The sequence below is a fragment of the Aurantimonas aggregata genome (assembly GCF_010500835.1).
GTDB classification, from domain to species: Bacteria; Pseudomonadota; Alphaproteobacteria; order Rhizobiales; family Rhizobiaceae; genus Aurantimonas; species Aurantimonas aggregata.
Window position 1 is genome coordinate 164,709 of sequence record NZ_JAAAMJ010000002.1, and the last position, 26,247, is coordinate 190,955.

23 protein-coding genes and 1 pseudogene are annotated in these 26,247 nt (G+C 67.6%); 12 read left to right on the forward strand and 12 right to left on the reverse strand.

The features are described from left to right. Position 1: 1 nt before the first annotated feature. From GTW51_RS05080 to GTW51_RS05095, 4 genes are all read right to left on the reverse strand, one after another. Positions 2-1,351, reverse strand: coding sequence for a M16 family metallopeptidase (locus tag GTW51_RS05080; RefSeq protein ID WP_163042819.1), 1,350 nt, complete (start codon positions 1,349-1,351; stop codon positions 2-4). After that, entirely contained in the window at positions 1,351-2,799 is a 1,449-nt protein-coding gene (locus tag GTW51_RS05085; RefSeq protein ID WP_163042820.1) for a M16 family metallopeptidase, read from the reverse strand. The genes GTW51_RS05080 and GTW51_RS05085 overlap by 1 nt, the downstream gene beginning before the upstream one ends. Positions 2,800-2,897: 98 nt before the next feature. After that, positions 2,898-3,485, reverse strand: coding sequence for a 16S rRNA (guanine(966)-N(2))-methyltransferase RsmD (gene rsmD / locus GTW51_RS05090; protein WP_163042821.1), 588 nt, complete (start codon positions 3,483-3,485; stop codon positions 2,898-2,900). Positions 3,486-3,488: 3 nt separating this feature from the next. Then, a complete protein-coding gene (locus tag GTW51_RS05095) occupies positions 3,489-5,381 on the reverse strand; it encodes a pseudouridine synthase (RefSeq protein WP_246232651.1) in 1,893 nt (630 codons plus the stop codon). A gap of 212 nt (positions 5,382-5,593) precedes the next feature. Here GTW51_RS05095 and GTW51_RS05100 point away from each other — a divergent pair, with 212 nt between their 5' ends. Then, positions 5,594-6,022 carry a nucleoside deaminase gene (locus GTW51_RS05100; protein WP_163043014.1) on the forward strand — a complete coding sequence of 143 codons (429 nt, stop codon included), beginning with the start codon at positions 5,594-5,596 and terminating at the stop codon, positions 6,020-6,022. Positions 6,023-6,037: 15 nt separating this feature from the next. On the opposite strand, the gene GTW51_RS05105 is transcribed toward GTW51_RS05100, so the two are convergent. Together GTW51_RS05105 and ileS are read right to left on the reverse strand one after the other, a co-directional pair. After that, entirely contained in the window at positions 6,038-6,718 is a 681-nt protein-coding gene (locus GTW51_RS05105; RefSeq protein WP_163042822.1) for a hypothetical protein, read from the reverse strand. Positions 6,719-6,895: 177 nt separating this feature from the next. Then, a complete protein-coding gene (gene ileS / locus GTW51_RS05110; protein WP_163042823.1) occupies positions 6,896-9,958 on the reverse strand; it encodes an isoleucine--tRNA ligase in 3,063 nt (1,020 codons plus the stop codon). Between the two features lie 320 nt (positions 9,959-10,278). Between ileS and GTW51_RS05115 the strand changes: the two genes are divergently transcribed. Further along, positions 10,279-10,560 carry a hypothetical protein gene (locus GTW51_RS05115; protein WP_163042824.1) on the forward strand — a complete coding sequence of 94 codons (282 nt, stop codon included), beginning with the start codon at positions 10,279-10,281 and terminating at the stop codon, positions 10,558-10,560. Here the strand turns inward: GTW51_RS05115 and GTW51_RS05120 are convergent. After that, positions 10,529-11,512, reverse strand: a complete 984-nt coding sequence (locus tag GTW51_RS05120) for a bifunctional riboflavin kinase/FAD synthetase (RefSeq protein WP_163042825.1) — start codon at positions 11,510-11,512, stop codon at positions 10,529-10,531. The two genes, GTW51_RS05115 and GTW51_RS05120, sit on opposite strands and share 32 nt — an antisense overlap. Continuing rightward, positions 11,509-12,468 carry a TIGR01459 family HAD-type hydrolase gene (locus GTW51_RS05125; protein WP_246232653.1) on the reverse strand — a complete coding sequence of 320 codons (960 nt, stop codon included), beginning with the start codon at positions 12,466-12,468 and terminating at the stop codon, positions 11,509-11,511. The genes GTW51_RS05120 and GTW51_RS05125 overlap by 4 nt, the downstream gene beginning before the upstream one ends. A 142-nt stretch (positions 12,469-12,610) precedes the next feature. Between GTW51_RS05125 and groES the strand changes: the two genes are divergently transcribed. The 7 genes and pseudogenes from groES (at position 12,611) to GTW51_RS05160 (ending at position 19,516) form a co-directional block, all read left to right on the forward strand. Continuing rightward, a complete protein-coding gene (gene groES, locus GTW51_RS05130; RefSeq protein ID WP_163042826.1) occupies positions 12,611-12,907 on the forward strand; it encodes a co-chaperone GroES in 297 nt (98 codons plus the stop codon). An 81-nt stretch (positions 12,908-12,988) separates the two neighbouring features. Then, positions 12,989-14,641, forward strand: a complete 1,653-nt coding sequence (gene groL, locus GTW51_RS05135) for a chaperonin GroEL (RefSeq protein WP_163042827.1) — start codon at positions 12,989-12,991, stop codon at positions 14,639-14,641. Positions 14,642-14,875: 234 nt separating this feature from the next. Further along, a pseudogene (locus GTW51_RS05140) lies at positions 14,876-15,645 on the forward strand (sulfite exporter TauE/SafE family protein). Positions 15,646-15,741: 96 nt separating this feature from the next. Then, positions 15,742-15,924, forward strand: coding sequence for a CsbD family protein (locus tag GTW51_RS05145; protein ID WP_163042828.1), 183 nt, complete (start codon positions 15,742-15,744; stop codon positions 15,922-15,924). Between the two features lie 257 nt (positions 15,925-16,181). Further along, positions 16,182-16,640 carry a 2Fe-2S iron-sulfur cluster-binding protein gene (locus GTW51_RS05150; RefSeq protein ID WP_163042829.1) on the forward strand — a complete coding sequence of 153 codons (459 nt, stop codon included), beginning with the start codon at positions 16,182-16,184 and terminating at the stop codon, positions 16,638-16,640. Positions 16,641-16,643: 3 nt separating this feature from the next. Beyond that, positions 16,644-18,803, forward strand: a complete 2,160-nt coding sequence (locus tag GTW51_RS05155; protein ID WP_163042830.1) for a xanthine dehydrogenase family protein molybdopterin-binding subunit — start codon at positions 16,644-16,646, stop codon at positions 18,801-18,803. A gap of 17 nt (positions 18,804-18,820) precedes the next feature. Continuing rightward, complete coding sequence (locus tag GTW51_RS05160) at positions 18,821-19,516, forward strand: Isoquinoline 1-oxidoreductase subunit (protein ID WP_163042831.1); 696 nt, start codon at positions 18,821-18,823, stop codon at positions 19,514-19,516. 90 nt (positions 19,517-19,606) lie between these two features. Here GTW51_RS05160 and GTW51_RS05165 read toward each other — a convergent pair whose 3' ends face one another. Continuing rightward, a complete protein-coding gene (locus GTW51_RS05165) occupies positions 19,607-19,870 on the reverse strand; it encodes a hypothetical protein (RefSeq protein ID WP_163042832.1) in 264 nt (87 codons plus the stop codon). A gap of 344 nt (positions 19,871-20,214) precedes the next feature. Between GTW51_RS05165 and fumC the strand changes: the two genes are divergently transcribed. Continuing rightward, positions 20,215-21,606: a class II fumarate hydratase gene (gene fumC, locus GTW51_RS05170; RefSeq protein ID WP_163042833.1), complete on the forward strand. Its 1,392-nt coding sequence runs from the start codon at positions 20,215-20,217 to the stop codon at positions 21,604-21,606. A gap of 179 nt (positions 21,607-21,785) precedes the next feature. Beyond that, a complete protein-coding gene (locus tag GTW51_RS05175; protein ID WP_163042834.1) occupies positions 21,786-22,166 on the forward strand; it encodes a DoxX family protein in 381 nt (126 codons plus the stop codon). A gap of 22 nt (positions 22,167-22,188) precedes the next feature. On the opposite strand, the gene hisG is transcribed toward GTW51_RS05175, so the two are convergent. From hisG to hisS, 3 genes are read right to left on the reverse strand one after another with little or no spacing between them, the layout of a single operon-like run. After that, on the reverse strand, positions 22,189-22,881 hold the full coding sequence (gene hisG / locus GTW51_RS05180) for an ATP phosphoribosyltransferase (RefSeq protein ID WP_163042835.1): 693 nt from the start codon (positions 22,879-22,881) through the stop codon (positions 22,189-22,191). Beyond that, positions 22,878-24,044, reverse strand: coding sequence for an ATP phosphoribosyltransferase regulatory subunit (locus GTW51_RS05185; protein ID WP_163043016.1), 1,167 nt, complete (start codon positions 24,042-24,044; stop codon positions 22,878-22,880). Before GTW51_RS05185 ends, hisG begins: the two co-directional genes overlap by 4 nt. Further along, positions 24,022-25,644 carry a histidine--tRNA ligase gene (gene hisS, locus GTW51_RS05190; protein WP_163042836.1) on the reverse strand — a complete coding sequence of 541 codons (1,623 nt, stop codon included), beginning with the start codon at positions 25,642-25,644 and terminating at the stop codon, positions 24,022-24,024. Before hisS ends, GTW51_RS05185 begins: the two co-directional genes overlap by 23 nt. 143 nt (positions 25,645-25,787) lie before the next feature. Between hisS and GTW51_RS05195 the strand changes: the two genes are divergently transcribed. Further along, positions 25,788-26,147: a hypothetical protein gene (locus GTW51_RS05195; protein ID WP_163042837.1), complete on the forward strand. Its 360-nt coding sequence runs from the start codon at positions 25,788-25,790 to the stop codon at positions 26,145-26,147. The last annotated feature ends 100 nt before the right edge of the window (positions 26,148-26,247 follow it).

Sequence of the window (26,247 nt, forward strand, 5' to 3'; positions counted from 1 at the left end):
CTCAGGCTCCGGCGGGGCCGACCGTGATGACCGTCGGCTCGACGGACAGCAGCCGCCGGGCCATTTCCTTGACATCGTCTATGGTCACCGCGTCGATGAGGTCCTTGCGGCGTTCGATGTAGTCGATGCCGAGATCGTCGAGCTGGATGCCGACGAGGGTCGAAGCGATAGCCAGCGACGAGTCGAGGTTCTGGATCGCGTAAGAGCCCGTGACGTAGGTCTTGGCCTTGGCGAGTTCTTCCTCGGTCGGCCCCTCCTCCGCCATGCGAGTCAGTTCCTCGCGGATGATCCGGATGCTTTCCTCGGCCGCATCGGCGCGCGTCGCGGTGTTGATGCCGAGCAGCGCCGCGTGGTCGTAGCTCGCGAGCCAGGAGCCGGCGCCATAGGCGAGGCCACGCTTCTCGCGGATCTCCCGGTAAAGGCGCGAGGTGAAGCTGCCACCGCCGAGGACATGGTTCATCAGATAGGCGGCGAAGAAGTCCTCGTCGTCGCGCATGACGCCGGGAAGCGCCATCTGGATCGTCGTCTGCGGCACCGCCAGATCAACGGCGACGGTCTTGCCGGTAACCGGATCGATATTCGGCACGTCCTTGAGTTCGGCCGTCTCCGGCAGGTCGCCGAACACTTCGTCGAGCTTGGCGCCCAGCTCTTCCGGGCTGATCGCGCCGACGACGCCGACATAGAGATTGTCGCGCGCAAAGGTGCGGTCGCGAAATTCCTTCAGGTCGGGCGCCATCACTGTCGCCAGGCTCTCCAGCGTGCCTTCGCTGGGGCGCGCATAGGGATGGTCCGCAAAGACCGTGTTGCGGAAGGCCTCGCCGGCCAGCTGGCCGGGGTCGTTCTCGTCGGCGACGATGCCGGCGGCGATCTGGCCCCGGATGCGTGCCACCGGCTCGTCGTCGAAGCGCGGCTGGTTGACCGACAGGCGCAGGAGGTCGAAGGCCTCGTCGCCGAACTCGGTGATGGTGCGGAAATTGCCGGTGAAATCATCGAGGCTGGCGTCGTAGCTCAGCGACACGCCGAGATCGTCGAGCCGCGCCTGGAAGTCCTGGCTCTCGATGTCCCCGGCGCCTTCGTCGAGCAGTCCGGACATCAGGTTGGCGGTGCCTTCCTTGCCGTCTTCATCCTGCGTCGAGCCCGCGCCCTTGAAGGCGAATTTCATGGCGATCAGCGGGTTGGTGTAGTCCTCGACCAAGAGGGCCTTGATCCCGCCCGGGCTGGTGACTTCCTCGATCTCGACGGCGGCGGCGGGAAACGCCGCCATGGCGGCGGCGGTCAGCGTCAGGCCGAGCACGGCGACAGTGTGGGCGAATGGCTTCAACGGTCTGATCCTTCGGGCGATGCTGAACATCAGGAGCGGGTGTCGGCTGAGGCTTCCGGCAGCAGATAGCCGGTCACCGAACGCTTCGGTTGCAGATATTTGCGCGCCACGGCGTTGACCTGGTCGACGGTCACCGCCTCGATGCGATCCGGCCACGCCTCGACATCGGCGATCGTGCGGCCCGTCGACAAGGCCGCGGCGTAGCGGCGTGCCATCGCTGTCTGGCTGTCGCGCAGATAGATGAGGTTCTTGCGGACCCGATTCTTGGCCTGCTCGAGTTCTTCCTGGTCGACGCCGTTCTCGACGATGTCGGTGATCTCGGCCTCGATCGCGGATTCGACCTCATCGATGTTCGCCTCGCCGCGCGGCGTGCCATAGACGGCGAACTGCCCCTCCTTGAGGGCCGTGCCGCCGTAATAGGCGCCGGTCTGGGCAGCGATGCCCTTGTCGACGACGAGCGATCGGTAGAGCCGGCTGGTCGTGCCGCCGCCCAGGATATCGGAGAGAATATCGAGCGCCTCTGCTTCGCCGCCCTCGGCCGTGGTGTCCGAAGGGACCAGGTAGAGCGTCTGGACCGATGGCTGGGTGACGCGCGGATCGGCCAGCGTCACGGTCCGTTCCGCCAGCGGCTCGGGCTCTGCGGCACGGAACCGCTCGCCCGGCTCGGCACGGCGCTCGACCTTGCCGTAGGTCTTCTCGGCGAGCCGGCGCACCTCCGCCTCGGTGACGTCGCCGGCGACCAGCAGGATGGCGTTGTTGGGCGTGTAATACTTGTCGTAGAAGGCGATGGCATCGTCGCGGGTGAGCTGCTCGATCTCCGAGCGCCAGCCGATGACCGGCGTGCCGTAGGGGCTGTTCTGGAACATCGTCGCCTGGACGATCTCTTGGAGCTGCGAGGACGGGTCGTTGTCGACCCGCATCCGGCGCTCTTCCAGGATGACGTCACGCTCCGGCAGGACGGCTTCTTCCGACAGGACCAGGTTAGCCATCCGGTCGGCCTCGAATTCCATCACCATTTCCAGCGCCTCGGCCGGCACCTGCTGGTAGTAGCCGGTGTAGTCGGACGAGGTGAAGGCGTTCTCCTGCCCGCCGAGATCGGCGACGGCACCCGAGAATTCGCCCTCCGGATGGCTGGTCGTGCCCTTGAACATCAGGTGCTCGAGATAGTGGGCGATGCCGCTCTCGCCGGGGGCCTCGTCGGCCGCACCGACGCGGTAGTAGACCATCTGCGTGACGATCGGCGCGCGGTGGTCGGGCAGGACCACGACCTGCAGGCCGTTCTCGAGCGTGAAGGATGATACCTCTGCGGCGTCCTGCTTGGCTTCGGTGCTCTCGGCCGCTGCGGCGGGCTGCGGGGCGGTCGTTTCGCTTGCCGGCGCGGCAACCGTCTCGGCCCATGCGGCGGGCGACAACGGCAGGACCAGCGCCAGGGCCAGCACGCTCGCCGACAGGCGGTACTTTCGCGAAAAATCAGTCATCGTCGGGGGTGCCTCGCTTTTGCGTCTCGTCCGCATCTGCCGGACGCGGTCGCCCTTTGGTGAGCCGCATATTGGCGGATCGCAGGAGTCGAGGCCAATTACGGTTTAGTTAGGTCGCCGTCAGCCGCGTTCGCGTCCGCCACGAGGAACCGCAGAACTGTCTCGCCCATGGCGCGCGCTTCCTCGAGCCGCAGCCCCGGCGGTACGTCGAACGGCGCGGTTGCGGCTTCCTCCAGCACCACGACGGCGCCCGGCTTCAGCCAGCCGCCGGCCAGCGCCGAGGCGAGCGCGGCCTCTCCCAGCCGCTTGCCATAGGGTGGATCGGCCAGGAGCAGGTCGAAGGGCTCGACCGCGCCGGACGGGCCGAGCCGCGTCGCGTCGCGGCGGAAGATCCGCGAGCGGCCCTGCAGGCCGAACGTCTCGACATTCTGGCGGATGAGGCCGCGGCCCTCGGTGCTTTCCTCCACGAACAGGCAGAATCTGGCGCCGCGCGACAGCGCCTCGAGCCCCAGCGCACCGGTGCCGGAAAACAGGTCCAGCACCCGCGCCCCGTCCAGAACGAACCCCGCCCGATGGCCGAGCATGTTGAACAGCGTCTCGCGATAGCGGTCGCTGGTCGGCCGGATCGCGTCGCCGGCCGGCGTCGCCAGGCGGCGCCCGCGATATTCACCGCCGACGATGCGCATGCGTCAGTCCTTCCGGGGACGCCGGGGCGGCGCGCCGCCCGGCTTCGGCCGGCCACCCGGCTTGCCGGCGCGCTTGCTCGGATCGGTCGGCGACGGACGGCCCCGGGACGGGCGGTCGCTGCCGGGACGCTCGCCAGCCGCGCGGTTCTGCGCTGCCTGCGCGTTGCGGGCCCCGAGCGGCCTGGCGCCCGGCGCGATCCAGACGTTGGCCGAACGTTTAGGCTCGCCGAACGGCTTCTTCGCCGATGACCGATCGTCACCGCCGGCATCGCGATCGCCGAAGGACTTCTTCGGTCCGTCGAAACGGCTGCCCGTCCGCCGGTCTCCCTCGTCGCGCGCACCGCGCTCGGGACGTCCCGGCCGCTCGCCGCGCTCCGGCCGGCCGCCGGCCGGCTTGCGGGCGGATCGGTCGTCGCGTTCACCGCGCGGCGAGCGCGTGTCGAGCCGGCCGAGCGCATCATCGCGCTTCGCCTCGCGAACCTTCTTCTTGTTCGGTGCCGTCTCGCTGGCCGACACCCAGTCGCCGCGGCGCTTCGGGCGCAGATCCGGGCCCGGCTCCTCGGCCTGGACCGGCTTGTTGGAGAAGACGTTTGTCACCGGCGCCTCGAAGTCGGCGCCCGCCTCCTCGATCAGCCGCTCGCCCAGCTGCTCGCGCAGCATCTTTCCCTTGATCTCCTGGACGGCGCCTTCCTTCAGGTCGCCCAGCTGGAACGGCCCGAACGACAAGCGGATCAGCCGGTTCACGTCGAGGCCGAGATGGCCGAGCACGCGCTTGACCTCGCGGTTCTTGCCCTCGCGAAGGCCGAGCGTCAGCCAGACGTTGGCGCCCTGCTCGCGGTCCAGCGTCGCCTCGATGGCGCCGTAGAAGACCCCGTCGATGGCGATGCCCTGGCGCAGCTCGTCGAGCTTGGCCTGGTTGATCGTGCCATGCGCCCGTACGCGGTAGCGGCGCAGCCAGCCGGTGGACGGCAGCTCCAGCACCCGGGCGAGGCCGCCATCGTTGGTCAGCAGCAGCAGCCCCTCGGTGCTGATGTCGAGCCGGCCGATCGACAGGACCCGCGGCATGTCGCCCGGCAGCCGTTCGAACACCGTCGGCCGGCCTTCCGGATCGCGGTTGGTGGTGACGGTGCCAGCCGGCTTGTGGAACAGCCAGAGGCGGGTGCGCTCGATCGCCGGCAAGGGCGAGCCGTCAACCTCGATGATGTCCTGACCGGTCACGTCGAGCGCCGGGGTGTCGAGCACCTTGCCGTTCACCCGGACGCGGCCGTCGGCGATCATCCCCTCGGCGTCGCGGCGCGAGGCGATGCCGGCGCGGGCGAGACGGCGGGCGATGCGCATCGACCCCGTCGCATCGACCTCCGCCGCCACCCGCGGCGGCCGCTTGGGCCCGCTGTCGCGCGCATCGCTGCTCGACGCGCGCGACTTGCGGTCGTCGCTCATCGGGCGGGCCTTGCGCTCGTCCTTCGGACCGTCGTGCTGCAGGCGGCCGTAGCTGCGCGGCCGCTCCGGCCGCCCCTCCCCGGCGCTGCCGCCATGCGAAAGCATGCCGCGGCTGCGCGGCTTGAACGCCGGCTTGCCGCCGCCGTCGCCGTCACGGGGCCGTGAGTCACCGTCCGGCCGCGGTCGGAAGGATTTCGGGCGGTCGCCCTCGGCACGAGCCGGACGCTCGGCGCGGGGCCGGTCGTTGTCACGGGGCCGGTCATTGCCGCGCGGCGGGCGGGCTGGGCCGTCCTTCGGCGCGGCGCGCGATGGCCGCTCGCCACGGTCACCGCCCCTGCCGCCAGCCGGCTTGCCGCCCGATGGCCGGCGCGGACCGTCGCCGGGCTTGCCGCCGCGGCCGCCCTTGCCACCGGGGCCGCGGCCTTTCCTGTCGTCGCCGTTCGTCGTATCGCTCATGGTATTCGCCCTTGCTGGCAGCCTCACGGCCGTCAAAGCCCTTTGGGGTCAAAATTGTATCGGATCGGCTGGCCGCTCCGGTGAAATCACGGCGACAGCCGAAGCTGTCCGGACCATCGACGGCAGACGCGCCGATCCAGCGTTTGGCTGGTGCTCTAACAGGTCGCCGGCAAACGAGCGAGAGGAACCGCAGCGTGGCAGGCGCGAATTTCATGGATATGGCCGTCGCGGCGGCGCGCCTGGCCGCCGAGCGGGACGAGACGCCCGTCGGCGCGATCATCGTCAAGGACGGCGTGGTGCTGGCTGAGGCCGGCAACGAGACCCGCGCGCGCAACGATCCCACGGCGCATGCCGAGATGCTGGCGATCCGGGCGGCCTGCACCGCGCTCGGCTCGGAGCGCCTCACCGGCTGCGACCTCTACGTGACGCTGGAGCCCTGCGCCATGTGCGCCGCGGCGATCTCCTTCGCCCGGATCCGCCGGCTGTATTTCGGGGCTGTCGATGCCAAGGGCGGCGCGGTGGAATCCGGCCCGCGCTTCTTCGCGCAGCCGACCTGCCATCACGCGCCGGACGTCTATTCCGGCATCGCGGAGACGGCGAGCGCGACGCTGCTCAGGGAGTTCTTTCGCCGACGGCGCTGACGCGTAACCGGTCGATCAGAACGGCAAGAGGTTGCGGATCTTGGTGCCGAGGCCGTCACTGCTGGCGCCGCGAATGCGCCGTTCCTTGACGCTCTCGTCGAGGCCCGGCTCGCCAACGGGAGCGGTGGCGGCGGGCTTGCGATAGTCGAGCGGTGGCTCGCTGAGGTAGCGGCGCTGGGTGGGGCTGCCCTGCTGCGAAGCCTGCAGACGCTCGCGCATCAACGCGCCGCGGCTTTTCAATTCGTCCGGCGAGAGGATCTGCGGGTCGTCATCGTTGGTGAACGTATAGCCGCTGCCCCTCGTGCGATCGAGATAGGCCTGCGTCACGCCCTCCTTGCGGGCGGAGGCAACGTCCGCCGGCACCGGCCCGTCACCCTGGTAGGCGGCGGCCTGGCGGCGCGCGGCGCGCTGCTCGGGCGACTCCGGCCAGTTCGGGTCGCTCGTCGTGTTGCGGGTTGGCTGCGGCGCCGGCAGCACGGAAGTGTTTTCCGGGCGAACCAGTTCGGGACGCGGGCTGTAGGCGATCTCGCCGGTCTTGCTGCCGCCGAGGGACACGACGTTGTTGAGATCGTCGAACAAGGTTTCGCCCTGTGTTTTGCCGGTCCCGTAGGTGGGGCCGAGACAACCGGTCAGCGCCGGGGCAGTCGCAAGCAGCGTCGCGGCGCAGAAAGCCCTTCGCATGGTGGTTGAAGTCATCGCTTGCGGCCCCCTAAGCCGATCAGTGTTCGTTCGGGCCCATCCCCTCGACCCGGACGATCGAAACCCGCCCATGACAGGCAAATCTGGCGAAATTCCGAGCCGTGTCTTAGGACGCGCGCCGGACCTTGGCAAGCAAGGCCCGCTTCACCGGCCTTGCCTGCCTTGCCGTATCCCTCATGCCGCGGTCAGCAACCCGAGCGCTTTCAGCTCGCGCAGCGCCTCGGCGTCGCGGGCCGTGACGTCCGGGTATTCCGGATCGGCGCCGACATCGTCGGTGATCTTCCAGGACCGTGCGCATTTGCGCCCCTCGGCCTTGTGGAAGACGACCGCGATCCCCGGCGTGTCGGCGAGCGTGAAGGCCCCCTCCGGCGCGGGTTCGGCCGAGATGGTCAGGCCGCTGGTGATGGCGATCTCGGCGAAGTCGACGGAGGCTGCCAGCGCCCGCAGCTCGGGGTCGGCGACATGAACCACCGGCGCTGCCTCCAGCGACGAGCCGATGATCTTGTCGCGCCGCTTCTCCTCCAGCGCGCCCATCACGACGCGCCGGACCCGGCGCAGCTTCTGCCAGCGTGCCGCCAGCGCGTCGTCGCGCCAGGCGGGATCGACGGGCAGGAACTGCTCCAGATGCACCGACTTCGCGTCCGGATAACGCGACAGCCAGGCCTCCTCCATGGTGAAGGGCAGCATCGGCGCGAGCCAGGTCACCAGCCGGTCGAAGATGATGCGCACCACCTGCAGCGATGCCTTGCGGCGCGTCGCCGACGGCGGATCGCAATAGAGCGAGTCCTTGCGGACATCGAAGTAGAAGGCCGAGAGCTCGACCACGATGAAGTCGAGCAGGGTCCGGCTGATCCGCTTGAAGTCGAAGGAATCGTAGCCCTTGCGCACGATCTCGTCGAGCTCGGCCAGCCGGTGCAGCATCAGCCGCTCGAGTTCCGGCATGTCGGCGAAGTCCACCGTCTCGCCGTGGTCGTGGGCGAGCGTGCCGAGCATCCAGCGCAGCGTGTTCCGCAGCTTGCGATAGGAGTCGATATTGGTCTGCAGGATCGCCTTGCCGAGGCGCAGATCCTCCGAATAGTCCGAGGACACTACCCAGAGCCGCAGGATGTCGGCGCCGGACTGCTTGATGACGTCCTGGGGCGTCACGACGTTGCCCAGCGACTTCGACATCTTGCGCCCCTCCTCGTCCATGACGAAGCCATGGGTGAGGACGGCGTCATAGGGCGCCCGGCCGCGGGTGCCGCAGCTTTCCAGCAGCGAGGAGTGGAACCAGCCGCGATGCTGGTCGGAGCCTTCCAGATAGAGGTCGGCGGGCCATTTCAGGTCCGGGCGCTTCTCAAGGCAGAAGGCGTGGGTCGAGCCCGAATCGAACCAGACGTCGAGAATGTCGCGGACCATTGTCCACTTGGCGCCATCGTGCTCGTTGCCGAGGAAGCGCTCCTTGGCGCCCTCGGCGAACCAGGCATCGGCGCCCTCCTCGTTGAAGGCTTCGAGAATGCGGGCGTTGACAGCGTCGTCCTTGAGGATCTCGCCGTCGGCATCGGCAAAGACGCAGATCGGCACGCCCCACGCACGCTGGCGCGACAGCACCCAGTCCGGCCGGTCGGCGATCATGCCGCGCAGCCGGTTCTGGCCGGAGGCCGGCACGAAGCGGGTTTCCTCGATCGCCTTCAACGCGCGGCCGCGCAGCGTGTCGTCGGCTGGGGCCGTCACGCCCGCATTGATCCCATAGCCACCGAGGTCCTTGTCCATGTGGACGAACCATTGCGGCGTGTTGCGGAAGATCACCGGCTTCTTCGAACGCCAGCTATGCGGGTAGGAATGCTTCAGCCGGCCGCGGGCGAGGAGATTGCCCGAAGCGATCAGCGCGTCGATGATGCGCTTGTTGGCGTCGCCCTTCTTGCCCTTGTCGTCGATGACGCGGGCCGGGCCTTCCGGCGCATCCGGGCCGAAGCCCGGCACGTCCTTCGTATAGAATCCGTCATCGTCGACGGTGAAGGGGATCGCCGTGTCGATGCCGCGCGCTTCCAGGCCGCGCCGCGCCGCCATCCAGGCGTCGAAATCCTCCCGCCCGTGGCCGGGCGCGGTGTGGACGAAGCCGGTGCCGGCCTCCTCGGTGACGTGGTCGCCCTCGAGCAGCGGCACGGGGAAGCCGTAGCCGCCCCCCACTCCATTGAGCGGATGCTGGAGCGTCATGGTCGACATCGTTCGAGCCGGAACGTCGAATAGTCGTTGGAAGCCCAGCTTAGCTTTCTTGAAGACCTCTTCGGCTAGTGCATCGGCCAAGATCAACTTCTCGCCGGGCTGAGAGCCGAAATCGTTCTCCGCCGCGGTGACCTCGTAGAGTCCGTAGGAGATACGCGGTGAATAGGCGACGGCCCGATTTCCGGGAATAGTCCAGGGCGTCGTCGTCCAGATTACGACGAATGCCTGACGGATTGATGCCTGTTTATCGGCGACCGTCTTGGCCAGCTCACGCATTTCCGAGTCGGACGGGGAAACCCACTGCGCTTCTGTGTAGATAGCCTGGGCCACCGGAAACTTCGCCCAGATCGTGTCGCTCTCGTGGTCGGCGTATTCGACCTCGGCCTCGGCGAGTGCCGTCTTCTCGACCACCGACCACATGACCGGCTTGGAGCCGCGATAGAGCTGGCCGGACATGGCGAATTTCAGCAGTTCGCCGGCGATCACCGACTCCGCCTTGAAGGCCATGGTCAGATACGGGTTCTTGAAGTCGCCCTCGACGCCGAGGCGGCGGAACTCGGCGGACTGCACGCCCACCCAGTGAGCGGCGAACTCGCGGCATTCCTGGCGGAACTCGTTGACCGGGACTTCGTCCTTGTTGCGGCCCTTGGCGCGGTAGGCTTCCTCGATCTTCCACTCGATCGGCAGGCCGTGGCAGTCCCAGCCCGGCACGTAATTGGCGTCGTAGCCGCGCATCTGGAACGAGCGGGTGATGACGTCCTTGAGGATCTTGTTCAGCGCGTGGCCGATATGGAGGTTGCCGTTGGCGTAGGGCGGGCCGTCATGCAGCACGTATTTCGGCCGGCCGGCTGAGGCCTTTCGCAGCGTGCCGTAGAGGTCCATCGCATCCCACTGCGCGATCCAGGCGGGCTCGGCCTGCGGCAGGCCCGCCCGCATCGGGAATTCCGTCTCGGGCAGGAAAAGCGTCTTGGAATAGTCGACGGCGTCGGCGGGGGCGGGCTGCGAGCCGGGCTTGGTATCGGTGTCGGACATGATGCGGTTCAACCGTGTCGTTCGCCGCGCGAAAGAGGCGGCGCGAGAAATGGAGTGTCAGGCGCGGACAGGCGAAGCGTCCCGGTCCTTCCCCGACTCGGGCGAGCCGATCAGAAGGACGGGCGGCTAATTCGTCTCGCGACAGGCGATATGCACGGACCCAACATGGGGCTGGCTTTAGCAACTCCGCGCGGCGAAGGAAAGAATGGCGGATTGCTGCCGGGCGAGCACTACCGAAGACGCGATTGCCGTCCGGCCTGCGGAACCTATGTCCGGTTGGGCAGGCGGGCGCCGACGCCCCGCCCCACGCGGTGACCGCCATGCCGGAACTGCTCCGTTTCCTGCTTCGCAATGCGCTGATCGGCTTCGCCGCCGCCGCCTTCTTCGTCTCGGCACTGGCGCTGGCCGATATCGGCCGCTTCGGCACGGTCCTTCGCGCCTCCGATATCGGATTGCTCGCCTTCGCGCTGCTGGTCTATCTGCTCGGCCTGACATTTGCCGGCGTGCAGATCGGCTTCGCCCTCATGCTGGGGCACGCGACGCCGGACGACGACAGGCGTGAGAAACGCCTCAGAAAGCGATGGTCCGATCGAGATCGCTGAGCGGACGCATCGCGGACAGCACCGCCTTCGCCGCGAGACTGTCGCGGTCCATCTGCGCGACCAGCGCCGCGGCACTGTCGAAGCGCTCCTCGCCCCGCAGATAGGCGACGAGCGAGACGTCGACCGTCTCGTCGTAGAGGTCGCCCGAGAAGTCGAACAGGAAGGTCTCGAACAGCGCCGCGCCGTCGTCGAAGGTCGGGCGGCGGCCGAAGCTCGCGACACCATCATGCAGGCTGCCGTCGGCGCGGCGCAGGCGTACCGCGTAGATGCCGTGCGCCAGCAGCGTCTCCGGCTCGATCGTCATGTTGGCGGTGGGGTAGCCGAGCGTGCGGCCGATCTGCGCGCCCTTGCCGATGGTGCCGCGGATAGTCCAGCGATAACCGAACAGAGCCGCCGCCGCGTCGACCTCGCCGTGCGCCAGCAGCGTCCGGATGCGGCTGGAGGAGACGGTCTCGCCGCCGACATCGACCAGCGCCGGCACCAGGGTCGTGCCGAAGCCGCTGCGCTGCCCGGCCGCGGCGAGCGTCTCGGGCGTGCCGCCACGCCTGGCACCGTAATGGAAATCGAAGCCGGCGACGACGTGGCTGGCCTGCAGGCTGTCGACCAGCACGTCTTTCACGAACCGATCAGGATCGAGCGATGCGAAGGCGCCGTCGAAGGGCTGCTCGACCACCGCGTCGAAGCCGAGTGCCTCCAGCAGGCGCGCCTTCATCGGCGCAGGCGTCAGCCGGGCCACCGGCCGGTCGTGGTTGAAGACGGTGCGCGGGTGCGGCTCGAAGGTCAGGCAGACCAGCGGCCGCCGCTCGGCCTTGGCGATCTGCCGGGCCGCGGCGAAGACCGCCTGGTGGCCGCGATGCACACCGTCGAAATTGCCGACGGCCACGATGCCGCCCGCCAGCTCGGCCGGGAGGTCCTCAACAGACGACAGCCGCGCGAGCCCGCCTCGGCTCACTGCAGATCCGCCATCAGGTAATTGGCGGCGAGGCCCTTTTCCGCCAGCATGGCGGCAATGGTGTGCGAGGCGGCGTCCGGGCCGCCGAGTTCGGCGCCGTGAATGCCCTCGGTGATCAGCAGCACATCGATGCCGAAGCGATTGGCCCCGGCAATGTCGGTCATCAGCCCGTCGCCGATGGCGAGAATGCGCGAGCGGTCGATGCCGCCGATGACGCGGGCGGCCAGATCGTAGATCGGCTGGTGCGGCTTGCCCGCGAGCCGCACGGTGCCCCCAAGCGCCGCGTAGTCGCGGCCAAGGGCGCCGGCGCAGAAAACCAGCCGGTCGCCGCGGTTGACCACGATGTCGGGGTTGGCGCAGACCATCGGCAGGCTGCGGGCGGCAAGCCGGGCGAGCATGTCGGCGTAATCGGCCGGCGTCTCGGTATCGTCGTCGAACAGTCCGGTGGTGACGACGGCGTGGGCGTCTGCTTCGTCGACCTTTTCGAGTCCTGTCCCCTCGAAGAGGTCGAAATCACGCGCCGGACCGACGTGGAAGATCGGGCCGCCGAGTTCATCGAGCAGTGCGACGGTGGCGTCGCCCGAGGTGACGATGGCGTCATAGGCGTCGCGCGAGAAGTCCAGCGTGTCGAGCTGGGCGGCCACCGCGGCGGCGGGTCGCGGCGCGTTGGTCAGCAGCACCACCTTGAGGCCTGCCTGCCGCGCGGCCGCCAGCGCCGCCTCGGCGGGGCGCTTCTTGGTCAGGCCGTCATGCACCACGCCCCAGACGTCGCAGAAGATCGCGTCGTAGCCGCCGGTGACATCCCCGAGGGAATCGATCCGGCGGGCCGGGCTTTTCGTCGACATGTCCATGATCGTCAGGCTCTCCGAGGGGGTCAGGTGGCGATAGAGGCGGGCCGCCGGATGGTCAAGCCGAAGCGGCTGAGCGGCATCGTTACCGGCCTCGATCTGCGGCATGGATCCTCACGAAGTCTTGACACGGAGGGTCCGCTCGCACTATCTCCCGGTTGTTAGCACTCTCCCTCGGGGAGTGCCAAATGCTTCGAGCCGGACGCCTTCAGGGGTCCGGCCGTATCGTCCAAGAAGGGTTCAAACGAACATGGCAGCTGTGAACTTCCGTCCCCTGCACGATCGCGTCGTGGTACGCCGGGTGGAGTCCGAAGCCAAGACCGCCGGTGGCATCATCATCCCGGATACGGCCAAGGAAAAGCCCCAGGAAGGCGAGATCGTCGCCGTCGGCTCCGGCGCCCGTGACGAAGCCGGCAAGGTCGTGCCGCTCGACGTCAAGGCCGGCGACCGCGTCCTCTTCGGCAAGTGGTCCGGCACCGAGGTCAAGCTCAACGGCGAAGACCTCCTGATCATGAAAGAATCCGACATCATGGGCGTCGTCGGCTAAGGCCAGCGAGACCCCGGATCCTTTCCATCACGAAATTCACACGGCGCGGCCTTCGATGGCGCGCCCGGGAGAATCAAGAACATGGCAGCTAAAGAAGTAAAATTCGGCCGCGACGCTCGTGAACGCATGCTGCGCGGCGTCGACATCCTCGCCGACGCGGTGAAGGTGACCCTCGGCCCGAAGGGCCGTAACGTCGTCATCGACAAGTCGTTCGGCGCGCCCCGCATCACCAAGGACGGCGTCACCGTCGCCAAGGAGATCGAGCTCGAGGACAAGTTCGAGAACATGGGCGCCCAGATGGTGCGCGAAGTGGCCTCGAAGACCAACGACAAGGCCGGCGACGGCACCACGACCGCCACGGTTCTCGCCCAGGCGATCGTTCGCGAAGGCGGCAAGGCCGTCGCAGCGGGCATGAACCCGATGGACGTCAAGCGCGGCATCGACATGGCCGTCATCAAGGTCGTCGAGGCGCTGGCCGCCGCGGCCCGCAAGATCGAGACCTCCGACGAAGTCGCACAGGTCGGCACGATCTCGGCCAATGGCGAGCGCGAAATCGGCGAGATGATCGCTTCGGCGATGCAGAAGGTCGGCAACGAGGGTGTCATCACCGTCGAGGAAGCCAAGACCGCCGAGACCGAGCTTGAAGTCGTCGAAGGCATGCAGTTCGATCGCGGCTACCTGTCGCCGTACTTCGTGACCAACGCCGAGAAGATGGTCGCCGAGCTCGAGGATGCCTACATCCTCCTGCACGAGAAGAAGCTGTCGAACCTGCAGGCGCTGCTGCCGGTGCTCGAGCAGGTCGTCCAGTCGGGCAAGCCGCTGGTGATCATCGCCGAGGACGTCGAGGGCGAGGCCCTGGCCACGCTCGTCGTCAACAAGCTGCGTGGCGGCCTGAAGATCGCTGCCGTGAAGGCACCGGGCTTCGGCGATCGCCGCAAGGCCATGCTCGAGGACATCGCCGTCCTCACCGGCGGCCAGGTCATCTCCGAGGATCTCGGCATCAAGCTCGAGAACGTCACCCTCGACATGCTCGGCCGCGCCAAGAAGGTCTCGATCACCAAGGAAAACACCACCGTCGTCGACGGCGCCGGTGAGTCCGAGCAGATCAAGGCCCGTGTCGGCCAGATCAAGGCGCAGATCGAGGAGACCACCTCGGACTACGACCGCGAGAAGCTCCAGGAGCGCTTGGCCAAGCTCGCAGGCGGCGTCGCGGTCATCCGCGTCGGCGGTGCGACCGAGGTCGAGGTCAAGGAAAAGAAGGATCGCGTCGACGACGCCCTGAACGCGACCCGTGCGGCCGTCGAAGAAGGCATCGTTGCCGGCGGCGGCGTGGCTCTGCTGCGCGCTTCCAACGCGCTGACGATCAAGGGCATCAACCAGGACCAGGAAGCCGGCATCACCATCGTGCGCCGCGCCCTCCAGGCTCCGCTGCGCCAGATCGTCACCAACGCCGGTGCCGAGGGTTCGATCATCGTCGGCAAGATCCTCGACAACGATAGCGTCACCTTCGGCTACAACGCCGCGACCGGCGAGTACGGCGACATGATCCAGATGGGCATCGTCGATCCGGTCAAGGTCGTGCGTTCGGCTCTCGAAGACGCGGCATCGGTTGCGGGCCTCCTGGTCACCACCGAAGCCATGATCTCCGAGGCCCCCAAGAAGGACTCGGCCGGCGGCGGCATGCCAGGCGGCATGGGCGGCGGCATGGGCGGCATGGGCGGCATGGACTTCTAAAGTCCGACCGAACGGTCCATCCGGACTATCGAGGGGCTCGGCATTTCGCCGGGCCCCTTTTTCGTTGGGCGGCTGCGGCAACCGCATTTCACGTTGCGAAAATTACTGGCTCCGGCGGTGAATAAGAACGCACAGGGCATGTCGTTCCTGGCGCCTCGGCAGGATTTTCCTTCCTGTCCTGCGCGCGGGAACCCCCTACCCTGAAGCGATCATCAACTGTCGGATTTTCGCCGCATGAGCGATTTTCTTCTGTTTCTCATCGTTGGCGCGCTTGCCCAGTTGGTCGATGGCGCCCTCGGCATGGCCTACGGCGTCGTCTCCTCCACCGTGCTCCTGTCCTTTGGCGTCGCACCGGCCGCAGCGTCGGCCGCGGTTCATACGGCCGAGCTGTTCACCACGGCGGCCTCCGGCACGGCGCATCTCGTCAACCGCAACATCGACTGGACGCTGTTCTGGCGGCTCGTGCCGCTGGGCGTCCTCGGTGGCGTCGCCGGGACGTACGTTCTGACCGGGATTTCCGGCGATGTCGTTCGCCCCTATGTCGCCGCCTATCTGGCGGTGATCGGGCTGTATCTCCTGTCGCGCTCGTTCCGGAAGATCCCCAGCCGGCCCGTCTCGCGACGGACGGTCGCGCCCCTGGCGGCCTGCGGCGGATTTCTCGACGCCATCGGCGGTGGCGGCTGGGGGCCGATCCTCACATCGGGCCTGCTCGGGGCCGGCGGCCAGCCGCGCTACGTGATCGGCAGCGTCAACGCCGCAGAATCCTCGTCACCCTTTCAGTATCGCTGACCTTCCTGTTTGCCCTTGCCACCGGGCACTGGGAAGAAGCGGGCGGTCTGTCAGTGCATGGCCTCGCTGTCCTCGGCCTCATTGTCGGCGGCGTTCTCGCCGCACCCTTCGCCGGCTACATCGTCCGCCGCGTTTCGGAGACTGTCCTGTTGCGCGCTGTCGGCATCCTCGTGTGCGGCCTTGCGGCAACCCAGATCGTCGGCCTGCTGCGGTAGGACGTCACCTCGCTGGCCGGAACCATAAGTCGAACGAACCGTTTAGCTGTCTACAAGCCAGGCAGTTCTGCCGGCATTCGGACAAGGAGTGATCCCATGGTCGATGAGAACGAAATCAAGGGCGGCGCCAAGGAAATCGGCGGCAAGATCAAGGAAGCCGCGGGCCGCGCTGTGGGCAACGAGCGCCTCGAGGCCGAAGGCGAAGTCGATCAGGTCGAAGGCAAGACCCAGAAGAACTACGGCAAGGTCAAGGACGCGGTCAAAGACCAGATCAGCTGACGCCAATCTTCCGGCATGCATGCAGGCCGTCTCCTTCGGGAGGCGGCCTTTTTCGTTGCGGCCACGGATCCATCCGCCGGCAGGCAAGGCATTGCCCGTATCGCGACCGCGGCCGATAGCAAGCCTGACTTACGCATCGGCGCATGGGCGTTGAAGCCATTGCTGTTTTTCCGGCATCGTCTAGACTGGAACAAATCCAATAACAGCGGAAGCGCCTTGCGGCGACATTCCCTGCAGCCGACCGAAAGGGGGCTCCCGTGGTCACATTCACGCTCAACGGCCAGGAAAAGACGTTCGACGGCGATCCCGACACCCCGCTGCTCTGGGTGATCCGCGACGCCGAACGGCTCACCGGCACCAAGTACGGCTGCGGCATCGCCCAGTGCGGCGCCTGCACCGTGCATCTGGACGGCATGACGCGTCGCTCCTGCGTAACCCCGATCTCCACCGTCGACGGCTCCAGCGTGACGACGATCGAAGGCCTGGAAGGGCCGGAAGCTCAGGCCGTGCAGGCGGCCTGGACGGCGATCGACGTGCCGCAATGCGGCTATTGCCAGTCCGGCCAGATCATGTCCGCCGTGTCGCTGCTGCAGTTCAACCCGAAGCCGAGCGACGATGACATCGACGGCGCGATGACCGGCAATATCTGCCGCTGCGCGACCTATGTCCGCATCCGGCAGGCGATCCACGACGCCGCCGACACGCTGGAGGGCTGAGCCATGGGCATTCAGAACATCAAGGTCTCGCGGCGCAGCTTCCTGGCCGGCACCGGCCTCGTCATCGGCGTGACGCTCGCGTCCCGGTCTATCGCGGCAAGCGCGCTGCTCAAGGGCACGCCGGCCGATGCCATGGGTCCGGTGCAGAATCTCAACGCCTTCGTGCGCGTCGCGACGGACGGCACCGTCACCGTCTTGTCGAAGCACATCGAATTCGGCCAGGGCCCTTATACCGGCCTGGCCACCATCGTGGCCGAAGAACTCGACGCCGACTGGGGCCAGATGCGGGCTGCCGCGGCACCGGCCGACGACGAGATCTATAAGAACCTCGCCTTCGGCCTGCAGGGCACCGGCGGCTCGACCGCCATCGCCAACTCCTACGAGCAGATGCGGGTTGCGGGCGCCACCGCGCGGGCCATGCTGGTCGCGGCAGCGGCGGAGATGTGGAGCGTGCCCGCCGGCGAAATCACCGTCTCCAAGGGCCGCGTCAGCCATGCGGCCAGCGGCCGGGAAACCGGCTTCGGCGAACTCGCCGACAAGGCCGCCACGATGGAGCCGCCGACCGACCCGGTGCTGAAGGATCCGAAGGATTTCGTCCTGATCGGGACCGACCGGCCGAAGCTCGACACGCCGGCGAAGACCGACGGCACGGCGATCTTCACCCTCGACGTCCTTGCCGACGACATGCTGATCGCCATGGTCGCGCATCCGGAGCATTTCGGCGCGACGGTGAAGAGCTTCGACGACAGCGCGGCCAGGCAGGTCCAGGGTGTCGTCGACGTCAAGCGCGTGCCGCAGGGCATCGCGATCTACGCCGAGAACACCTTCGCGGCGCTGAAGGGCCGCGCGGCGCTCACCATCGAATGGGATCTCGCATCGGCGGAATCGCGCTCGAGCGAGGAGATCTATGAAGACTATCGCCGGCTGATCGACGGCGAGCTGCTCGGCGCGACCGACAATGGCGACGTCGAGACGGCGCTTTCGGGCGACGGCATCACCCGGCTGGAATCGGATCTGGTCTTCCCGTTCCTCGCCCATGCGCCGATGGAGCCGCTGGATGCGGTGCTGATGCGCGCCGACGACGGCTCGATCGACTGCTATACCGGCTCGCAGTTCCCCGGCCAGGACAAGGCGGCGATCGCCGAGACCTGCGGCGTCGACCAGTCCATGGTGCGCGTCCACACGCAGCTCGCCGGCGGCAGTTTCGGCAGGCGCGCGCAGTTCGGCTCGCCCTACATGCGGGAAGCCGCGGCGGTGTTCGCGGCCTCCGGCATGAACCGCCCGGTCAAGCACATGTGGACGCGCGAGGACGACATTCGCGGCGGCTTCTACCGGCCGATCTACGTCCATTCGCTGAAGGGCGCGATCGACGCGGACGGCAACATCGTCGCCTGGGACCAGGTCATCGCAGGCCAGTCGATCATGAAGAAGACCGAGCTCGACGACACCACGGTCGAAGGCGCATCGGACCTCCCCTATGCGATCCCCAACCTCAGGGTGCGCGCGCACCAGACCGAGCTGCAGGTACCGGCCCTGTGGTGGCGGTCGGTCGGCCATACGCACACCGGCTTCGCCGTCGAGACTTTCATCGACGAGCTGCTCGAACGCGGCGGCAAGGATGCCGTCGACGGTCGGCTGGCGCTACTCTCCGAGCATCCGCGCCACACCGCCGTGCTGAAGCGGGTCGCCGAAATCGCCGACTGGGGCTCGCCGGTGGCGGACGGGCGCCAGCGCGGTGTCGCAGTCCACAAGAGCTTCAACACCTATGTCGCCGAGATCGCCGAAGTGTCGATCGGGGCGGATGGCGGCCCGCGCGTCCACAAGGTCTGGTGCGCGGTGGATTGCGGCGTCGCCGTCAACCCCAACGTCATCAGGGCGCAGATGGAAGGCGGCATCGGCTACGGCCTCGGCGCCATTCTGTTCGACCAGATCACGCTCGGCGAAGGCGGCAAGATCATGCAGTCGAACTTCCACGACTACCGCTCGCTGCGGATCGAGGAAATGCCGGAGGTCGAGGTGGCGATCATCGAGTCGACCGAGCCGCCGACCGGGGTGGGCGAGCCCGGCGTGCCGCCGATCGGACCTGCCGTCGCCAATGCCTGGCGCCGCCTGACCGGACAGCCGGTTCGCCGCCTGCCGATCGTCGGCTCCCTCACGTCGTGAACAACAGGACCAGACACGTGACGTCACAGACATATCTTGCCGGTCGCCTGACCGGCATCGCGCTCGCGTTTGGCCTGGCAGTGGCGGCGTCCGCCGTCGCCCAGGAGCGTGCGCCCGAGGCCCCCGAGCCGTCGACGCCGGCGGTGACGGCGCGGCCGGACGGCAGCCAGTCGCTCCGCCCGGTCTCCGATTTCGACAACATTGCCGACGAGGCGGCGCGGTCGGTGGCGATCTTCGAGGAAACCGGCAAGGTGCTGCTGCATCCGCGCTGCGTGAACTGCCACCCGGCCGGCAACCGGCCGCTGCAGGGCATGGACATGCATCCGCACCAGCCGCCCGTCGAACGCGGCGAGGCCAATTTCGGCGCCATCGGCATGCAGTGCAACACCTGCCACGGCCCGGAGAACGTCGCCGTCATCGCCCAGGCCGAGGGACTCGAGTCGATCCCTGGCAATCCCAACTGGCATCTCGCGCCGATCGAGATGGCCTGGGAAGGCCGCTCGCTGGGCGAGATCTGCGAGCAGATCAAGGATGTCGACCGCAATGGCGGCAAGACGCTCGCCGAACTGGTCGAGCATATGGCCGCCGATGATCTGGTGGGCTGGGGCTGGGAGCCGGGTGCCGGGCGCGAGAAGGCACCGGGCACGCAGGAAGAGTTCGGCGCCCTGTACGAAGCCTGGGCCGCCACCGGCGCCCATTGCCCGGCCAGCTGACGCTCACCGGTCTGTAACGGGTCGCCGACAGGCGGCGACCTGTACTTACCGGGGGTCCTACCGAGCCGGTAAAATCTGTCGGGCCTTGAGCTAGGTATCGGTATCGCGGACCACGACCATGCCCTCGATAGCCAGCCTATCGCCGTCTTGCGCGAGGAAATCGTGGCCGCGGCCGGCAACGCGGACCGCACAGCGCGTCGGGCAAGATTCGGTGACGGAGGCACCCGCCTCGAGCGGATGCATCACCTCTTCCGCTCCCTTGTCGAAGGTCACCTGTCGCGTCACGTCGTCCCGGTTGTGAACGGTTACAGCAAGCGCCGATGATGCCGAAGCGAGCACAGCGGCAGCTACCATGATCGTCCTTATCATTCAGTATAACCTCCCGTTCTCTCAGAGATGATGCCATAGATCGCCGACGTTGCCTGCCTACTCTTCAGGCAGCACGTTGGTCTCGGTTCAATTGCGGCAGTATATTGCCCGCAGACCGGGGCAGGATGAAGTCTTTGCCCGATAAAACCCGCTTCAAAACCGTTTTATCAGCGTTTCGAACGTTCTTACTCGCCGACGGAAAAGCCTCGGTCGCGAATCCGGCCGTTGGCGCAGCGACTGCTCGGGTGGGGTTCCGATTTCATGCGAAGCGGAATAGGTATCCCCCGCTGGCCGCCTTGCCGCGGCCTCAACAGCTTTGGAGGGGTGGCATGAGCCAGACACGGCGCGAAACGGATTCCATCGGCGCGATCGAGGTTGCCGCGGATCGGTACTGGGGTGCGCAGACCGAGCGGTCGCGGAACAATTTCCGGATCGGCGGGGATCGCCAGCCGATGCCGCTGATCACCGCCCTGGCGCTGGTCAAGAAGGCCGCCGCCCGGGTCAACACGTCGATGGGCCGTCTCGACGGCGCGGTCGCCGACGCCATCGAGAGCGCCGCCGACGAGATCATCGCCGGCCAGCTCGACGACCACTTCCCGCTGGTGGTCTGGCAGACCGGCTCCGGCACACAGACCAACATGAACGTCAATGAGGTGATCTCCAACCGGGCGATCGAGATGCTCGGCGGAACGATGGGCTCAAAGCAGCCGATCCACCCGAACGACCACGTCAACATGAGCCAGTCGTCGAACGACGTGTTCCCGACCGCCATGCATGTCGCCACGGTGCTCGAGACGCGCAAGCTGCTGCTGCCGGCGCTCGACCGGCTGCATCGCTCGCTCGATGCCAAGGCGAACGAATACGCCCACATTATCAAGATCGGCCGCACCCATACGCAGGACGCGACGCCGGTGACGCTGGGCCAGGAATTCTCCGGCTATGCGGCGGCTCTGCAGCTGTCGAAGAAGCGCATCGCCGATGCGCTGGACGGCGTCTACGCGCTCGCTCAGGGCGGCACCGCCGTCGGCACCGGGCTGAATGCGCCGGAGGGCTTCGACGTCGCCGTCGCGGCGGAGATCGCCACGCTCACCGGCGAGCCGTTCCGCACGGCCGAGAACAAGTTCGAGGCGCTCGCCTCGCATGGGGCGCTGACGTTCTTCCACGGGTCGCTGAACACGCTCGCCGCCGACCTGATGAAGATCGCCAACGACATCCGTTTCCTGGGCTCCGGGCCGCGCTCGGGCCTCGGCGAGCTCAACCTGCCCGCCAACGAGCCGGGCTCGTCGATCATGCCGGGCAAGGTCAACCCGACCCAGGCAGAGGCGCTGACCATGGTCGCGACGCAGATCTTCGGCCACGAGACGACGGTGACGGTCGCCGCATCCCAGGGCCATTTCGAGCTCAATGTCTTCAAGCCGGTGATCGCCAAGGCGGTGCTCACCTCGATCCGCCTGCTCGCCGACGGCATGGAAAGCTTTGCCGAACACTGCGTCGACGGGATCGAGGCGAACGAGCCGCGGATCAGGAGCCTGATGGAGCAGTCGCTGATGCTGGTGACGGCGCTCGCCCCGAGCATCGGCTATGACAACGCCGCCCATATTGCCAAGACGGCGCACAAGAACGGCACGACCCTGCGCGAGGAGTCGATCGCCTCGGGCCATGTGTCGGGCGAGGACTACGACCGCATCGTCGATCCGGCGGCGATGATCCGGCCGGGCTGACAGGCATTTTCGTGCAAGGGTGGCGGGACGGCGCCGTCACCCTTGAGCGGGCAATTGTATCGATTTCAGTTGACAATTCGTCGGCTAAAGCGCCCGCTGCATTTCGCCTGAAGACCGTTTACTTTGCAGCCTGTCGCAACGAAGGGGACTTCTGCCCCTCGGGCAATCGGAGACTTTACATGAACCCTCATCTCATCCTGGCCGGCCGGGTTCTGCTCTCGGTCATCTTCATCGTCAGCGGCTTCGGCAAGCTGGTCGGCGCCGAAGGCTTCTCGGGCTATCTCGCCAGCCTCGGCTTCCCGGCGCCGCTCGTCATGGCCTATCTCGTCGGCGCCTTCGAGCTACTCGGCGGCCTTGCCATTCTCGCCGGCTTCCAGGTCCGGGCCGTGGCCATCGCGCTCGCTTTGTTCTGCCTGGCGACCGGCGTCCTCGCCCATCTCGGCGAGCAGAGCGCGCTCCTGAAGAACATCGCGCTGGCCGGCGGCTTCCTCGTCCTCGCCGGTTCCGGCGCCGGGGCGATGGCCGTCGACAAGACCAAGCGCGAAAGCCGCTACGCCTGATCCGACGGCGCGGTCCCCGCTGTCAGCGGAACCGCGCCGCGAACGTCTCGGCCAGCGCCGCGTCCTCAGGGTCGCGGCGCCCCGCCAGCGATCGCACCAGGCACGCCTCGGACCGCAGGATCAGCCCGTCCGAGAGGATCCGCAGATGGTTCGCCGTCAGCGTCGAACCGGTCGAGGTGATGTCGACGATGATGTCCGCCGAACCGGCGGCCGGCGCCCCCTCGGTGGCGCCCAGGCTTTCCACGATCCGATAGCTCTGGATGCCGTGGCGGCGGGTGAAGAAGCTCTGCGTCAGCCGCCAGTATTTCGTCGCGACCCTCAGCCGCCTGCCATGGCGCGCGCGCCAGGAGCCCGCGACGTCGCCCAGATCCTCCATCGTCTCGACGTCGAGCCAGGCATCGGGCACGGCGACCACCACGTCGGCTTGGCCGAAGCCCAGCCGCGCGACGATCTCCACCGCTTCCTGCGGCTCCGCCATGGTCTCGCGGATCAGATCCTCGCCGGTGATGCCGAAATCGACGGCACCGTCGCGCAGTTCGCGCGCGATCTCCGAGGCCGACAGCAGCAGGACGTCGAGCCCCGGCGCGCCGGTGACGACGGTCCGGTAGCTGCGCTCGTCGGCCGCCGGCGCGACGTCGATGCCGGCCCCGGCCAGCGCCGCCAGCGCCTGTTCCTTGAGCCTGCCCTTGGACGGGATCGCCAGCGTCACGCTCATCGCGCATCTCCTCCGCCGAGCGCATCGCCGATCCGGTCGAGCCACAGCGAGAAGCCGACGGCCGGGATCGGTTCGGCGGCGCCGAGCATCGTCATCATCCGGTCGTAGCGGCCACCGCCGACCAGCGGCTGGTCGGAGCCATGCGCCCGGACCTCGAAGACCAGGCCGGTGTAATAGTCGATCGGGCGGCCGAAGGCGGCGCGATAGCGCACCGCGGCAAGGTCGACATCGGCCGCGAGCAGCGCCAGGTTGCGCGTCTCGAAGACGGTGAGCGCCCGGCCGAGATCGAGCCCGGCCTCTTCCGCCAGCGCGCGCAGCCGGTCGGCGGCCTCCGCCAGCGGGCAATCGACGGCGAGGAAGCGCCGCAGAAGGCCGAGCGAGGCCTCGCTCAGCCGGGCTTCGGCGACGGCGACCTTCTCGATCAGCCGCGCGGCGATCTCGCCAGGCGAGCGGCCGGCATGCGGCGGCAGGCCCGCCTCGTCCATGCGGCGGCGGATCGCCCGCGTCAGGGCGCCCTCCTCCCGCTGGCGGGCGAGATCCAGCATCTCGGGCTCCACCCCCTCGAGCCGTGCAGCCCCGCCGCTGGCCAGCGCCTTCAGCGCCGCTTCCAGCTGGTCGTCATGCCCGAAGGTGCGGATCAGCCGGCGCTGCCAGCCTTCCGGCAGGCCGAGCGCGCGCAGGAACGCTTCGAAAAGGCCCTGGTCGCCGAGCACGATGTCGAGCGCCGCTTCATCGACGCCGCAGGCCGCAAGGCCCGCCAGCGCGTCGGCCAGGGCGCGGGCATCGGCCGTCGCGCGGTTCTCCTCGCCGAGATCCTCGATGCCGGCCTGGAAGAACTCCGCCGGCCCGCCCGTGCGCTGGCGGAAGACGAGGCCGAGATAGGAATAGCGGCGCGGCAGCTGCTGGGCCTTCGCGACATGGTCACGGCAGACCGGCACGGTGAAGTCCGGCCGCAGGCAGAGATTTTCGCCTGCCTCGCCGCGGGTCATGAAGATGCGGCGGCGGAAGGCCTCGCCGGCGGTGTCGAGATAGGGCTCGGCCGGCTGGATGATCGGCACCCGCACGCGCTCCGTCCCACGCGCGGCGAAGAGCGCGCCGAGCGCCGTCTCGAACGGGATCGCGGCGGTATCGCTCACCGGCTCAGGCCGCGTCAGCTGCGGCATGACGGGCGAGGATGGCACGCACGGCCTCGACCATGTCCGCCTCGTCGACGAGCTCCTGACCGGCGCGGGCCTCGCGCCATTCGGCATTGTCCTCGATCGTCTCGGCGATCTTCTTGCCCTCGATCAGGTCCTTGACCTGAATTTTGCCGGCGGCCTTCTCGTCGCCGCCCTGGATGATCACCACCGGGGCGTTGCGGCGGTCGGCATATTGCAGCTGCTTGCCGAACTGCTTGGGATTGCCCTGGAAGACCTCGACCGGCACCGGCTCGGCGGTCGGGTTGCCGTCCGCGTCGGTGTTCAGCGCGGCGCGCAGCCTGGCGGCCATCGCCTGGTAGTCGGCCATGCGGTCGCGGTCCATGACGGTGACCACCACAGGGCCGGGCCGCTCCGCGGTCTCCAGACGGCCGAGATTCTTCAGCGCCGTCATCAGCCGCGACACGCCGATGGAAAAGCCCGTCGCCGGCACCGGCTGGCTCATGAAGCGCGACACCAGCCCGTCATAGCGCCCGCCGCCACCGACCGAGCCGAACTGCACCTTCTGGCCCTTCTCGTTGACCACGTCGAACAGCAACTCGGCCTCGAAGACCGGGCCGGTGTAGTATTCGAGGCCGCGGACGACGGAGGGGTCGATGCGGATGCGGCCGTCGCCATAGCCGGCTGCTCCACAGAACGCAGCTATCTGCTGAAGTTCGGTCAAACCCTCTTGGAACTGCTCAGAGGTGATGTCAGCGGTAGCCAATCGCTGAAGGGCGGCTTGATTATCGACGTTCAGATACCCCTCTACTTTGCCTAGCGCGACCGGATTCGAACCTGCGGCCAATGGCTCTCTCGTGAGGACATGACCGAGGGGAGCGATTACGAACTGCACGACTTTATTGATGGCGTTTTCCGATAGCCCCGCGCCCGGCGTTCGATCACCACTCTCGTCCGTCCTGCCTTCCCCGAGTAGAAGTTTGACACCCTCGACACCAAACTTATCCAGCTTGTCGATCGCCCGCAGCACCGTCAGACGCTTCCCGGCATTCTCCTCGCCGCCGAGGCCGATCGCCTCGAGCACACCGTCCAGCACCTTGCGGTTGTTGACCCGGATCACGTACTGGCCGCGCGGAATGCCCAGCGCCTCCATCGTGTCGGCCATCATCATCGCCATCTCGGCGTCGGCCGAGACGTTCGGCGCGCCGACGATGTCGGCGTCGAATTGCATGAACTGGCGGAAACGCCCCGGTCCCGGCTTCTCGTTGCGGAAGACATGGCCGGCGCGGTAGCTGCGATAAGGCTTGGGCAGGGTCTCGTAGTTCTCCGCGACATAGCGGGCGAGCGGCGCGGTGAGGTCATAGCGGAGCGACATCCACGCCTCGTCGTCGTCCATCAGCGAGAACACGCCCTCGTTCGGCCGGTCGGCATCGGGCAGGAACTTGCCGAGCGCGTCGGTATATTCGAACATCGGCGTCTCGACCGGCTCGAAGCCATAGGTCTCGTAGACCCGGCGGATCGTCGCCAGCATCGCATCCTGGGCGCGCAGATCGGCCGCGTCGCGATCGACGAAACCGCGCGGCAGCCGTGCGTTGACCCTGGTCGGTTTCTTCTTCTTGTCGGCCATGATGTGCATTCCGGAGGAGGTTCGACGGGCGCCAGAGGCCGCGTCCCTGCGCCGTTCCCCTACCGCGTGCTCCGGTCGGGAGCAAGGCGAGGGGTTGGCGGGGGCGATGGCAGCCCCGCATCGGCCACAATGGCGGCCCGCCGATGGAGGACCCGCCGGAACTGCCGAAGCGCGATCCGGAAACGGACTCGGCGCGTAATCGTATCGCCAAGCGCTGGGCGCTGTGGTTGCTGCGGGCGCTTCGTCGTCTGCCGGAGCGGCGTATCGCGTTGGCGGCCCGCGCGTTGGAGGCCGTTGGCTATCTCACCGGCTTTTTCGACGAGATCGAAACCGCGCTCGACGAACCGCGCCCGCTCGACGATCTGCGCCGCGCGGTAAAAGCCGAGGCCGACAGGGACGGCACCCACGTCCACCACATCGTCGAGAAAACATCCGCGGAGCAGGATGGCTACCCGCAGTCGATGATCAACAGCTATGATAATCTCGTGCGGATTCCGCGATAACAGCACGAGGAAATCTCGGCTTGGTATCAGAGACGCAATCCTCGATATGATTGGCAGTCTCCTCGGAACTTTCTCCGTGGTCGTAGCTGGGAGGAACGCT